Annotated in this window: 12 protein-coding genes; 6 read left to right on the top strand and 6 right to left on the bottom strand. The window is 73.6% G+C overall.

All coding sequences use genetic code 11. From position 1 onward, the window contains the following. Positions 1-93: 93 nt before the first annotated feature. On the top strand, positions 94-1,266 hold the full coding sequence (locus OG933_RS23165) for a macrolide family glycosyltransferase (protein WP_405628763.1): 1,173 nt from the start codon (positions 94-96) through the stop codon (positions 1,264-1,266). Between the two features lie 87 nt (positions 1,267-1,353). Next, positions 1,354-1,845 carry an acyl-CoA thioesterase gene (locus tag OG933_RS23160; protein WP_405628761.1) on the top strand — a complete coding sequence of 164 codons (492 nt, stop codon included), beginning with the start codon at positions 1,354-1,356 and terminating at the stop codon, positions 1,843-1,845. A gap of 30 nt (positions 1,846-1,875) precedes the next feature. Here OG933_RS23160 and OG933_RS23155 read toward each other — a convergent pair whose 3' ends face one another. The 5 genes from OG933_RS23155 to OG933_RS23135 all read right to left on the bottom strand — a co-directional run bounded on the left by OG933_RS23155 (position 1,876) and on the right by OG933_RS23135 (position 7,858). Beyond that, complete coding sequence (locus OG933_RS23155) at positions 1,876-3,771, bottom strand: copper resistance CopC/CopD family protein (RefSeq protein WP_405628759.1); 1,896 nt, start codon at positions 3,769-3,771, stop codon at positions 1,876-1,878. 164 nt (positions 3,772-3,935) lie between these two features. Beyond that, the gene (locus OG933_RS23150) at positions 3,936-4,700 is read right to left on the bottom strand and encodes an SDR family oxidoreductase (protein WP_362530147.1); all 765 of its coding nucleotides are present in this window, start codon (positions 4,698-4,700) and stop codon (positions 3,936-3,938) included. Then, entirely contained in the window at positions 4,697-5,182 is a 486-nt protein-coding gene (locus OG933_RS23145) for a cupin domain-containing protein (RefSeq protein WP_362530144.1), read from the bottom strand. The genes OG933_RS23150 and OG933_RS23145 overlap by 4 nt, the downstream gene beginning before the upstream one ends. Continuing rightward, positions 5,179-5,799 carry a GNAT family N-acetyltransferase gene (locus tag OG933_RS23140; RefSeq protein ID WP_405628757.1) on the bottom strand — a complete coding sequence of 207 codons (621 nt, stop codon included), beginning with the start codon at positions 5,797-5,799 and terminating at the stop codon, positions 5,179-5,181. Before OG933_RS23140 ends, OG933_RS23145 begins: the two co-directional genes overlap by 4 nt. Continuing rightward, positions 5,792-7,858: a penicillin acylase family protein gene (locus OG933_RS23135; RefSeq protein WP_405628756.1), complete on the bottom strand. Its 2,067-nt coding sequence runs from the start codon at positions 7,856-7,858 to the stop codon at positions 5,792-5,794. The genes OG933_RS23140 and OG933_RS23135 overlap by 8 nt, the downstream gene beginning before the upstream one ends. 77 nt (positions 7,859-7,935) lie before the next feature. Between OG933_RS23135 and OG933_RS23130 the strand changes: the two genes are divergently transcribed. From OG933_RS23130 to OG933_RS23115, 4 genes are all read left to right on the top strand, one after another. Further along, positions 7,936-8,679: a siderophore-interacting protein gene (locus OG933_RS23130; protein WP_405628755.1), complete on the top strand. Its 744-nt coding sequence runs from the start codon at positions 7,936-7,938 to the stop codon at positions 8,677-8,679. Between the two features lie 24 nt (positions 8,680-8,703). Then, a complete protein-coding gene (locus OG933_RS23125; protein ID WP_405628753.1) occupies positions 8,704-9,315 on the top strand; it encodes an HhH-GPD-type base excision DNA repair protein in 612 nt (203 codons plus the stop codon). A gap of 371 nt (positions 9,316-9,686) precedes the next feature. Continuing rightward, the gene (locus OG933_RS23120) at positions 9,687-9,998 is read left to right on the top strand and encodes a hypothetical protein (RefSeq protein WP_405628752.1); all 312 of its coding nucleotides are present in this window, start codon (positions 9,687-9,689) and stop codon (positions 9,996-9,998) included. Between the two features lie 64 nt (positions 9,999-10,062). Beyond that, the gene (locus OG933_RS23115) at positions 10,063-10,185 is read left to right on the top strand and encodes a hypothetical protein (protein WP_327183883.1); all 123 of its coding nucleotides are present in this window, start codon (positions 10,063-10,065) and stop codon (positions 10,183-10,185) included. Positions 10,186-10,204: 19 nt separating this feature from the next. Here OG933_RS23115 and OG933_RS23110 read toward each other — a convergent pair whose 3' ends face one another. Next, positions 10,205-11,791 carry a helicase HerA-like domain-containing protein gene (locus OG933_RS23110; RefSeq protein ID WP_405628751.1) on the bottom strand — a complete coding sequence of 529 codons (1,587 nt, stop codon included), beginning with the start codon at positions 11,789-11,791 and terminating at the stop codon, positions 10,205-10,207. Between the last annotated feature and the right edge of the window lie 69 nt (positions 11,792-11,860).

Raw genomic sequence — 11,860 nt, 5'->3', positions numbered from 1 at the left:
TTGCGCCTTTAATCGGGACTCCGCGTCCGCCGTTCGGGCGCCCCGTTGCCGAATCCCCCGCCCCGGCTCCGTGCCGGACAGGAGTTGTGTGTCGTGCCTGGTACTCATCCGAATCCCGCGCACATCCCCGCGCACATCGCCGTGTTCAACGTTCCGATGCACGGGCACGTGAATCCGACCCTGGGGGTCGTCGAGGAGCTCGTCCGGCGGGGGCACCGGGTCAGTTACGCCGTCACCGAGGACTTCATGCACCAGGTGAAGGCGGCCGGCGCCGAGCCCGTGCTCTACCCGGACGCGGGGGACGGCTCGGACGCGCCGGAGGACATGGGCGAGGGGTTCGCGCGGGTCGTCGAGGTGGCGCTCGCGGCCCTGCCCGCGCTGACCCGGGCGTTCGGCAAGGACCGTCCGGACCTGGTGCTGTGCGACATCTACGCCTTCGCGGGCCTGCTGCTGGGGGCACGGTGGCAGGTGCCGACCGTCGTGGCGTCGCCCACCCACCTCGCCTACGACGGCATCGTCCCGGAGTTCTTCGGCGTGCCCGGCCTCCCGCAGCTGCCGGGCTTCGCGCGGCTGGCGGCCGCCTTCGCCGACCACGGGATCGAAGCCGCGCGGATCCAGGACCTCGTACGGCCCGCACACGCCGTCGCGTTCTTCCCCCGGACCTTCCAGCGCAGGGCGGACACCGTCGAGGCTCAGCGCGTCGCGTACGTCGGGCCGGCGCTCGGGGACCGCTCCTACCAGGGCTCCTGGCAGCCGCCGCGGCCCGATGTGCCCGTCCTGCTGGTCTCGTTGGGCTCCCAGTTCACCCGGCGGCCGGAGTTCTACCGGTCCTGCGTCCAGGCCTTCGCCGAGCTGCCCTGGCATGTGGTCATGTCCGTCGGCGCCGTCCCGCCGGACGGGCTGGGGCCGCTGCCCGCCAACGTCGAGGTCCATCCCCATGTGCCCCAACTCGCCGTGCTCGCACACGCGGACGCCTTCGTCACCCACGCCGGAATGGGCGGCACGATGGAGGCCCTGCACTACGGCGTGCCGCTGGTGGCGGTCCCGCAGATGGCCGAGCAGCGGGTCAACGCCGCCCGGATCGAACACCTCCGGCTGGGCGTCCACCTGCCGCGCGAGAGCGTCACCCCCGAGGCGCTGCGCGAGGCCGTCCTGCGGGTCTCGTCCGACCGGGACATCCGCGCGGGCGTGTCCGCCATGCGCCGGGAGATCGCGGCGGCCGGCGGGGCGGCAGCCGCGGCCGACCTGATCGAGGGGGCCCTGTAGGCCCGCAGTCCCTGTAGCCCCGGCACCGGTACCGCGTACCGGCCAGGAGGCCGGGACCCCTGTTCCGATGTTCCGAGGAGTGACACCTTGACCCTGACCCACGCCCTGGCGTCCGACATCCGCCGCACCGGCACCGGCCGCCCGCCCCTCGAGGTGCCCGACTGCCGACCGCACCTCTATCTCCGCCAGGTACGCATGAGCGACCTGGACTCCATGAACCATGTGAACAACGTCCGGCTGCTGGAGATGATCCAGGACGCCCATATCGACATGTTCTATCTGCGCCCCGGACAGCCCGGGCAGGAGATCCGCCCGAGGTTCGTCTACGCACGCCACGAACTCGACTACACGGAGCCCCTCGTCCTCCAGCCGGAGCCGGTCACCATCACCACGACCATCGGTGACCTGCGCCGCTCGACCTTCCGCGTCACCAGCCGCGTCACCCGCGACGCCCGGGTGTTCTGCACCTGTGTGAGCACGGCCGTCGCCTACGACCCGGACGCCCGCTGCTCCCGTCGGCTCGAGGAGGAGGAACGTGCCCTCGCGGCCCGGCACGCCACTCCCGACCCGGCACGCTGACCGGCCGCCCCGCCGGGGGCGGCCGCTGTCTCAGCGCACGATCTCCACCGGCTTCGACTCGCTCACTTGGTCGGTCTCCGACACCCGTACCGTCACCTTCATCTCCCAGGTGCCGGGCAGTGGCAGGTTGACCGTGTCGGCGGCCCAGTAGCCGCCCCGGTCGGTGACCTTGGCGTCGAGGGGGCCGATGTCCTGGTCGGGCAGGCTGAAGGAGATCCGCAGCTCGGGGATGCTGACGAAGCCGCCGTCGGGGCCGTAGACCACGGCCTGGAGACCGTTGTCGCCGACCCGGCCCGGATCGAGGGTGACCTGCACCTTGCCGCTGACGCCGCGGACGCCGGGGTTGGTGGAGCCGATGGTGAAGGGGATGTTGGTCACGGAGGCCACGGGCAGCCCGGCGGACTGTTCCGCCGTCGCCGCCTCGGCCGCCGCCCGGCCCGGCAGAGTGCCCGTCAGGACGGTCGTGAGGACGAGGACGACGACGGAGACGACGACCTCGGCCAGCACGGAACGGCGCAGCGCCCGGCGTTGGGCGTCCTCGGCCGGGGTGAGGGCCGCACCGGCCGGTGGCCGGGGCTTCCCGGGCAGCGGCGGGCCGCCCGCCGAGGTGTCGACCGTGCCGGCCGCCCGTCCTTCCACCCGGCCTTCCACCCGGCCGTCCGCCAGGCCGTCCGCCGCGCCTTCGGCCCGGCCGCCCACCGGCTCCGGTACCCGCGCCTCCCGCTCCGTGCCGACCGAGGTCACCTCCACCGTCACGTTCCTCGCCGTCCTTTCCCTTGTCACCGTCCGCCGCGACCGGGCCCCCGCCAGCAGCAGGAGCGTCACCGCGACCAGCTTGGCCAGCAGGACCCGCCCGTACGTCGTGTCCGTCAGCGCGGCCACGGAGCCGAGGCCGCGCCAGGACTGGTAGACGCCCGTCACCACCAGGACGGTCACCGAGAGGCCCGCCAGCTGCGAGAAGCGGCCGACCACGCGCGACGGGACGGACGCGCGGTAGAACAGGGTGAGCAGGGACGCCAGGCCGCCCAGCCACACCGCCATCGCCAGCAGGTGCAGCACGGTGGACGTCATCGCCACCGGGACCTGGATACCGACCGACGCGTGTTCGGCGCCGGCCCAGGTCAGGGCCAGGCCCGTGGCCAGCGTGGCGCCGGTCAGCAGCGCCGCGCGGGACGGCCGCTTCCCCTCCCCGAGAGCCTTGCGCTGCCACAGCAGCAGGGCCGCGGCCGCCGCGAGCAGCGCGAGGCGCGCCACCAGGGCCAGGCCCGGCCTGGTGCCCAGTGTGCGGGTCAGACCCGACGGGTCCAGGGCCTGCGCGGGGCCGGTGCCGGTCTCGTAGGGGCCGCGGAGCAGCAGCAGGAACACCGTCGATCCGGCGAGCGCCCACCAGCCGGCCAGCAGCAGCCTGCGCAGCGGCCGGACGTCCGGCGGGCGGCAGACGGCGATGAAGGCGGCCGTGCCGACGAGAAGCGCCGCGGCGAGGTACGCGAGGTAGCGGCCGATGTTGAAGAGGCCTCCGGTGGCCGGGTTCTCCACGGAGGTGCCGGGCAGGGCCGGCGGGGTCGCGGACGGCGTGCCCACCGAGAAGGTGAACGCGCCGGCGATCGGGTGGCTGTCCGCCGACACCACGCGCCAGGCCACCGTGAACGTGCCGGTGCCGAGCTTCGCGGGGAGCTTGATCCGCGCGGTGTCGGCGCGGCCGTCCGCGTGGCCCGCCTCGCCCGTGTCGACCCGCCGGTTGTCGGGGTCGAAGACCCGGAAGGAGTCGTCGAGCAGGCCTACGGACTCGGTGAAGGTGAGGGTGATGGCGTCGGGGGCCGTCCTGACGACGCTTCCGTCGGCGGGATCGGCGCCGCGGAGGGCCGCGTGCGCCGAGGCCGGGCCGCCGCCGAGGAGGAGCAGGACCAGCACGGTGCCCAGCAGCACCAGCCCTTGAAGTCCCCTTCGGCCGCCGCCGTGTCCCCCGCTGCCGTACCGCCCACCACCGTGTCGTCCGCCATCTCGCCCTTCGCTCACGTCACCGCTCCGCCTTGCCTGGGACTCGAGACTCGTGTGCTCGGAGATACGTACGCATGCACGGGACATCCGGTTCACCACGTCGGCCGTGCCGACACTCCGCCGTCCACCACCAGGTCGTGTCCGGTGATCCAGGACGCGAGCGGCGAGGCCAGGAAGACACAGGCGTCGCCGACGTCCTCCGGGCGGCCCAGCCGGCCGACCGCGACCGCCGCACGCCACCGCCGTACGCCCTCGGGCCACGCCTCGGCCAGCCCCTCCCGGTCGATCAGCCCGGGCGAGACCGTGTTCACGCGGATGCCGTACGCCCCGTACTCCTGTGCCGCCGCTCGCGCGTGCATCACGACGGCTGCCTTGGAGGCGGCGTAGTGGGCATGCCCGGGAGCCGGCCTCGCCGCTTCCACGGAGGCGATGTGCGTGATGCTGCCCCCGCGCTCCCGCATCACCTCCGCCGCTGCCTGGGTGCAGGCGAACACGCTGGTCAGGTTGGTGTCGACGACCGCGCGCCAGTCGGCCGCCGGCATCCCGGGCAGGTCCCGCACCGGCTGTACGCCCGCGTTGTTCACCAACGCGTCGAGCCGCCCGCCGCCCCACTCGGCCGCCTGGGCCACCACCCTGTGGCACTCGTCCTCGACGGTCAGATCGGCGCCGGCCAGGACGACGGCCCGCACCCCGGTCCCGTCGGCGATCTCCTCGGCGAGCGCGTGGGCCGCCTCGGTCCCCGTACGGCAGTGCAGCGCCACCGCCGCGCCCTCCTGGGCGAACCGCAGCGCGATGCCGCGCCCGATACCGCCGCCCGCACCCGTGATCAGGGCCACCCGGCCCGCCAGCAACGTCATGGGCGGCACAGTTCCCCGATGAGGGCGGCCCGGTCCGGGTGCCGCGCCGTGAGGTCGGCCGCGTCGCCGTGTTCGTAGTCCCCGTAGGTGAAGCCGGGGGCCATCGTGCAGCCGAAGAAGGTCCAGGCGCCCCCGGTGGCCACCCGCGCGCCCATCCAGGTGCGCGCGGGCACGGTGAGCTGCGGCTGCTGCCCACCGAGGAGGTCCGGGCCGAGCACCGCCGTACGGGAGGTGCCGTCGGGGGCGAGGAGCAGCAGCGTGAGCGGGTCGCCGAGGTAGAAGTGCCAGACCTCGTCGGTGGGCAGGCGGTGCAGGGCCGAGAAGTCGTCGGCGGTGAGCAGCGCGACGATCGCGGAGCCGGCGGGGCGGCCGTCCGGCCCCTCCGGGCCCGCCCAGGTACGGCGGAACAGGCCTCCCTCGCGGGGGATCGGCTCCAGGCCGTAGTGCGCGACGAGGTCTTCGGGGGTGAGCGGTGAGGTCACCCGGGGAACGCTACCTCCCGGCGCAGAAACGCCAGCTGCGCCTTCTTCTCGGGCAGATACACGTCCGGCAGGTCGATCTCCGGCAGCGTGACGACCGGCCCCTGTTCGAAGCCCTGCCTCAGGAAGCGGGCGACCGCCTTCTCGTTGCGCACATCGGGGTCCACCACGACGCGCGGCCGGTCCAGGCCGACCAGCACGTACGAGGAGAACGCGCCCATCAGCGCCGCCGACCAGCCCGGCCGCGCCCCGCGCCCGCGGGCCGGTGCGATGAGCAGATGGACGCCGATGTCCCCGGGCTCGACCGGGTAGCACTCGCCGACCCGGTCCTCGGTCGGCTCGTAGGTCTGGAGGAGGGCGACCGGTTCGCCGTCCAGCTCGGTCAGGAAGGCGTGATGGGTGTCGAGGCCGGCCATGTGGGCGTAGATCTCGGCGACCTGGTCCCGCGTCAGACCGTTCATGCCCCAGAACACGGCCCGCTCCTCGCTCACCCAGCCGTGGACGACGTCCGCGTCGCCCTCGGCGTCGAGCGGACGGATGCCGACGGTCCCGAACCCGTCGATCATCTGCTCGTGCACGTAGACGTCCGGGGCGTTGCGGCTGTCCTGGCGGTCACTCATCGTCGCTCTCCTTCTTCAGCTGTGCCCAGTCGGTGACGACCGGGGCCAGTTCGCCCTTGAGCCACAGGGGGAGCTGGTCGTGGTGGTGGGGGTGGTCGGGGAGGCCGGACGCGCCGTAGGGGACGACCCACAGGCTGTCCTCGCGGCGGGCCAGGTCCCACACGTACCGGGCGGCCGGGCCCCGCGCGGCGAGGTCGGTCCAGCCGGGCACGGCCGAGGTGCACAGCACGCAGTCGTGGTCGCCGGCGATGGCCGGGGCCTGCCGCCCGGGGTCGGGCAGCGCCTGCCAGGGGGCCAGGCGGTGGGTGTCGCCCCAGCGGGCAGCGGGCCGGCCGGCGACCTCCTCGAGGGCCTCCCGTACGAGCGCCGCCCGGTCGATGCCGTACAGCTCCTCGGCGCGCAGCAGGTGTTCGAGGGCGAAGCCGATGCGCGGAAGGAGGGCCAGCCAGGGGAGGAAGACCTCCGGGTAGGCGGGCGGCGTCGTGAGGGCCGCGAAGGCGGGGTGGGCGGCGAGACGGCGGACCAGGGCGCTGCGCAGGGCCGCGAACCGTGCCGCGTCCTGGCTGTCGGCGTTCATCCGGCGGTCCCAGCGCAGCAGGCGGTCGCGGAGCTCGGCGGCCGGTCCCGTCAGGTCGTCGAGGGCGGTCAGCCGGTCCAGCAGGGGCGCGGCGGAGGCCAGATGGGTGTCCGTGTGGATGGCCGGCATGTCGGACGCGGACCACTGCCTGCGCTCCGCCAGCAGCGCCCGGATGCGGTCGGCGCGGTGCGGCGGGGCGAACTCGACGCCCAGCTCCGCGGCGGGGCCCCGCTGGTTGGCCATCACCGCGACGCCGTCGGCCAGTCCCGCGCGGGGCATCTCGTGCCAGCCGGTCCACTCGTGACCGGGTTCCCAGGCGGGCACCAGCCGGGTGCCGTTCGCCTCGGCGCGCAGCGGCACCCGGCCCGCGACCCGGTGCAGCAGGCCGCCCTCGGTGTCGGCGGCCTGGACGACGTTGACGGGCTCGACCCAGCGGTCGAAGGCGCGGTCCACGTCGGCGGCCCGGCGGGCCCGGAGCAGCGGGAGGAGTGCCTGGAAGCCCAGGTCGGCGGTGACGCGGGGCGGGTGGCGCAGGGTCAGCGCGAGCGGGGTGCCGTCGTCGAGGCCTTCCGGCCCGCCCGCGATCACCGGGCCCCGCTCGGTCTCCAGCACCTCCACCTCGACGGTCTCCTCGCCCGCCACCCGTACGAGTTCGGTGTGCCGGGCGACCCGCCGCCAGGTGCCGTCCGGGCCGAGCGCCTCGACGCCCGCGCCGGTGCGGCGCAGCCGTTCGCGGTAGAGGTCCTGGTAGTCGGCCATGGCGTTGGTGATGGCCCAGGCGACCGTGCCGGTGTGGCCGAAGTGGGCGATGCCGGGGACACCGGGGACGGCGAGCCCGACGACGTCGAACTCGTCACAGGCCAGGCGGATCTGCTGGTAGACGCCGGGGTCCTCGATGAAGCGGTGCGGGTCGCCGGCGATGACCGCCTGCCCGGTGGCCGTCCGCGCCCCTTCCACCAGCCAGCCGTTGCTGCCGGAGGTGCCGGGCCCGTCGGTGGCGAACAGGCCGACGGCCTCGGGGCCGAGGTGCCGGGCGGCCTCCTCGCGCCACAGCTTGGCGGGGAACCCGGCGAACAGGATGTGCGTGGCCAGCCAGACGCCCAGCGGGGTCCAGGGCTCCCAGCGGCCGGGCGCGAGGCCGACCCGGGTGAACTCGGGGGCCTCGCAGGCGGCCAGTCCCTCGTTGACGCCGTCGACGTACGCCCGGACCCACTCCGCCGTCTCCGGGTCCTCCGTCTCCAGTTCGTCGAAGCAGCGTCTCGCCGTGTCGTCGAGACGGGCGCGGCGCACGAACAGGTCCCAGGGGAGGGCCTCGGAGCCGAGGAAGGACGCCGAGGTACCGCGCGCCCTGTGCCGTTCGACCTCCAGTTGCCAGGCGCGGTCGCGGGCGGTGACCGTTCCCTGGAGGCGGGCGAGGGCGTGCGCGCTGTCGGCACGCAGGTGCGGGACGCCCCAGGCGTCACGGTAGATCTCGGTGGTCACCCTCTGGCCCTTCTTTGCTTTAGGTTAGGCTTGCCTAAGTAGTTGTGCCGAAATCGTACGCGAGGGGTGGAGAAGCCATGGCGCAGGGGCGGGGCTGGGAGGGCACGGTCCTCAGACTGATGCGTGCGAAGGACTTCACACTCACGGTCACGGACGTGGAGGAGGTCACCGCCGAGTACCGCAGGCTGCGCCTCTCGGACGGCGGGCTGCTCGCCGCCACCGGCGTCCACCCGACGATCTGGATCCGGCTCTGGTTCGAGAACGCGGGCCGGCCGCACCAGCGGGCCTACACCCTGGTCGACCCCGACCCGGCGGCCGGCACCTTCGCCCTGGAGTTCGCGCTGCACGAGGGCGCGGCCAGCGACTGGGCTCGGGCGGCGAAGCCCGGTGACACCATCGAGGCGACCGTCCAGGGCACCGGCTTCGAAGCGCCCGCCCCGGCCCCCTCGCACGTCCTCGTGATCGGCGACCCGGCCTCCCTGCCCGCCATCAACTCCCTGCTCGGCGAGGGCGAGGGGGCACTCGGCGCCGCCCCGGCGACCGTCTGGTTCGAGGGCTCCCCCGACGGTACGGACGGCCTCCCCTTCCGGACCGACCCCGCACGCCACGACATACGGCACGTGCCCCGGGTGGACTCCGGCGCCCACCTCGTCGAGCGGGTGAAGGCCGAGCTGCCCGCCCTGCTGACGGCCACCCCCGACCCTTACGTCTGGATCGCCTGCGACACCCGCACCACCAGGACACTGTCGGCCTACCTGCGCAAGGAACTGGGCCTCCCCAAGGAGCGGCTGCACGCGCTGGGGTACTGGCGCGCGAGCTGACGGCCCAGGCGGGATCATCGACGCATGGACGTCACCCTTCACCTCTCCCAGGACCCCGAGGCCGACGAGCTCCTCGGGCGGTCCCCGCTCGCCGCGCTGGTCGGGATGCTGCTGGACCAGCAGGTTCCGATGGAGTGGGCGTTCAAGGGACCCCGGACGATCGCCGACCGGCTCGGCGCGGACGACCTGGACGCGCACGACATCGCCGCCCAGGACCCGGAGGCCTTCGCCGCGCTGCTGTCCGAGAAGCCGGCCGTGCACCGCTACCCCGGATCCATGGCCAAGCGCGTCCAGCAGCTCTGCCAGTACCTCGTCGAGCACTACGACGGGGACGCCGGCGCCGTCTGGAAGGACGTGAGCAGCGGCAAGGAGCTGCTCGGGCGGCTCCAGGAACTGCCCGGCTTCGGCAGCCAGAAGGCGCAGATCTTCCTCGCCCTGCTGGGCAAACAACTCGGTGTCCGGCCCACGGGCTGGCGCGAGGCGGCCGGCGCCTACGGCGAGCCGAAGTCCTTCCGGTCCGTCGCCGACATCACCGGCCCGGAGTCGCTGACGAAGGTACGGGCCCACAAGCAGGAGATGAAGGCGGCGGCCAAGGCGGAGAAGGCGAACAGGGCGGACAAGTCCGCGCAGAAGTAGCGAGGCCTGGCCCGCGCCGCCCGGATCGGCCCGCGGCCAGGCCGGGAGCCGCCCGGACGGCGGGGCCACCCGGGACGGCGAGGCAGGCCGGGACGGCGAGGCAGGCCGGGTTGCCCACCCCGGGCGGCGGAACAGGCCGGGATCACCCGCCCAGGTGGGCGTCCGAGTGGGCCACCTGGGGCGGCGGAACACGGCGGTCATCCGCCCGGGTAGGCGTCCGCGTGGGCCACCCAGGCGGTGGAACAGGGTGGGTGGCCCGGGCGGGTGGTCCGCCAGGTGCCGCGCGCCGTGTGAGGCGGTTGTCCGCCGAACGGGCGGATCCGACCCCCGGCATGCTGAACCCAGGGCGTGTCGCGGGGAGATGACCTCTCATGAGCCCCGCAGCACGCCTCCCCCGCAGCCGCACCTGGCTGCGGATGCTCGTGCTGCTGCTCGCCCTGCTGGTGCCGGGCGCGACCGCCGAGGTCTCGGCGACACCCGTCGCCGCCGCCGAGCTCGCCGAGTACGACGTCCTCGACACGGCGCTGCGACCTGCCCCCTGCGCGCACCGCCCCGCCGCCCCGCTGCGCCCCGCGGCCCTCCCGGCCCCGGCGCCCGGTGTCCCCGCGGACCCGCCGCGCCCCGCGCCGCACCGGCCGTCGTACGCCCTGCACGCCCTGCGCACCGTGGTCCTGCGCTGCTGACGGACGCCGTTCCCAGGCCCGTCGGCGATCACGCTCACGCAAGGAACATGCGAGGGAAAGAGTCATGCCCACAGACCCGTACGCGATCCTGCGCGCCCTGCTGCGCGCGGAGGCCGCGCGCAGCACACAGAAACCGCAGGTGAAGGAAGCGAAACCGCAGCAGTCCCCGGAGCATCGGGACCGCTGACCGGTCGGCGGAGGCGGGACTACCGCCTCCGCCGGGCCGTGCCGAAGAGCGAGCGGGTGATCTCGCGGCCGATCTGCGTGCCGACGGATCGGGCCAGCGACTTGAACATGCCGCTGCCGACGACCTGCTCGACGACGGATCGATCCTCCTCGGGCTCCCGGGACCTGGACCCCTTCGCTTCCCGGACTTCCCGCGCTTCCCGCGCTTCCCCCGCTTCCCGCGATTCCTTGGCCTTCTTCGCCTCCCCCGTTCCTCGCCCGGCGGGCCGGGCCGCCAACTTCTCGAACGCGGATTCCCTGTCCACAGCCTGTGCATACCGCTCGTACAGCGGGGACTCCCGCACCGCCCGGTCGAGGGCGGGGCCGTCGACCGGCCCCATCAGCGACTCGGGGGCACGCAGCCGGGTCGCGGCCACCGGCGTCGGGGCGCCCCGCTCGCTGAGGACGGTCACGACGGCCTCGCCGGTACCGAGCCCGGTAAGCAGCTCCTCCAGGTCGTAGGAGGAGTTCGGGAACGTCTTCACCGTGGCCTTGAGGGCCTTCTGGTCGTCCGGCGTGAAGGCCCGCAGGGCGTGCTGGACCCGGTTGCCGAGCTGGGCGAGGACGTCACCGGGCACGTCCTTCGGGGTCTGCGTGACGAAGAACACGCCGACCCCTTTCGAGCGAATCAGCCGGACGGTCTGCGTGATGGAGTCGAGGAACGCCTTCGAGGCGTCGTTGAAGAGCAGGTGCGCCTCGTCGAAGAAGAAGACGAGCCTCGGCCTGTCGGCGTCGCCGATCTCGGGCAGATCGTGGAAGAGATCGGCCAGCAGCCACATCAGGAACGTCGAGAAGAGCTGCGGCTTCTCCTGGACGGCGGGCAGTTCCAGGACCGAGACGACACCGCGGCCGTCGGAGGCCGTGCGCAGGAACTCGGCCGTGTCGAACTCCGGCTCACCGAAGAAGCTCGCCATGCCCTGGGCCTCGAAGGCCGTCAGGGAGCGCAGGATCACCCCGGCCGTGGCCGTCGAAAGACCGCCGATGCCCTTCAGCTCCGCCTTGCCCTCGTCCGAGGTCAGGAAGGCGACGACCGACCGGAGGTCCTTGAGATCGAGCAGCTCCAGGCCCTTCTGGTCGGCGTAGTGGAAGATCAGGCCGAGGGACTGCTCCTGGGTGTGGTTGAGCTGGAGCACCTTGGCGAGCAGCACCGGGCCGAAGCTGGTGATCGTGGCCCGCAGCGGGATGCCGTGACCGAGCCCGCCCAGCGCGTAGAACTCGGCCGGAAAGCCGGTCGCCGTCCATTTCTGGCCGACTTCCGCCGCCCGCCCCCGCACCCGGTCGTTCGCCGCTCCCGGCGCCGACACCCCGGACAGATCGCCCTTGACGTCGGCGAGGAAGACCGGCACACCCTGCGCCGAGAGCTGTTCGGCGATCAGCTGGAGCGTCTTGGTCTTTCCGGTGCCGGTGGCACCCGCGACCAGTCCGTGCCTGTTCAGCATGGGAAGGGGGATGCGGACGGGGGCCTCGGGCAGACACTTCCCGTCCCACAGCAGCGCGCCCAGGTCGAGGGCGGGCCCGGCGAAGGCGTACCCGGCGGCGATGTCAGTGGCGCTCGTCGGCTCACTCATCGGCAGACCCTCGTTCCGTTTTACCCCCGTTCATCACGTCTTTTCCAGCGTCGCACTCCGTCTCCATGG

The organism is Streptomyces sp. NBC_00016, from assembly GCF_045040885.1.
In the GTDB taxonomy this organism is placed as follows: Bacteria; Actinomycetota; Actinomycetes; order Streptomycetales; family Streptomycetaceae; genus Streptomyces; species Streptomyces coriariae.
Note: the sequence above shows the minus strand (reverse complement) of the source record. Positions and strands in the feature narration are given on the sequence as shown.

Excerpts from the sequence above, each read along its gene's own strand:
- OG933_RS23115 (WP_327183883.1), top strand. The coding sequence starts at position 10,063 with ATGCCCACAGACCCGTACGCGATCCTGCGCGCCCTGCTGCGCGCGGAG.
- OG933_RS23125 (WP_405628753.1), top strand. The coding sequence starts at position 8,704 with ATGGACGTCACCCTTCACCTCTCCCAGGACCCCGAGGCCGACGAGCTC.
- OG933_RS23150 (WP_362530147.1), bottom strand. The coding sequence starts at position 4,700 with ATGACGTTGCTGGCGGGCCGGGTGGCCCTGATCACGGGTGCGGGCGGC.
- OG933_RS23120 (WP_405628752.1), top strand. The coding sequence starts at position 9,687 with ATGAGCCCCGCAGCACGCCTCCCCCGCAGCCGCACCTGGCTGCGGATG.
- OG933_RS23140 (WP_405628757.1), bottom strand. The coding sequence starts at position 5,799 with ATGAGTGACCGCCAGGACAGCCGCAACGCCCCGGACGTCTACGTGCAC.
- OG933_RS23110 (WP_405628751.1), bottom strand. The coding sequence starts at position 11,791 with ATGAGTGAGCCGACGAGCGCCACTGACATCGCCGCCGGGTACGCCTTC.
- OG933_RS23130 (WP_405628755.1), top strand. The coding sequence starts at position 7,936 with ATGGCGCAGGGGCGGGGCTGGGAGGGCACGGTCCTCAGACTGATGCGT.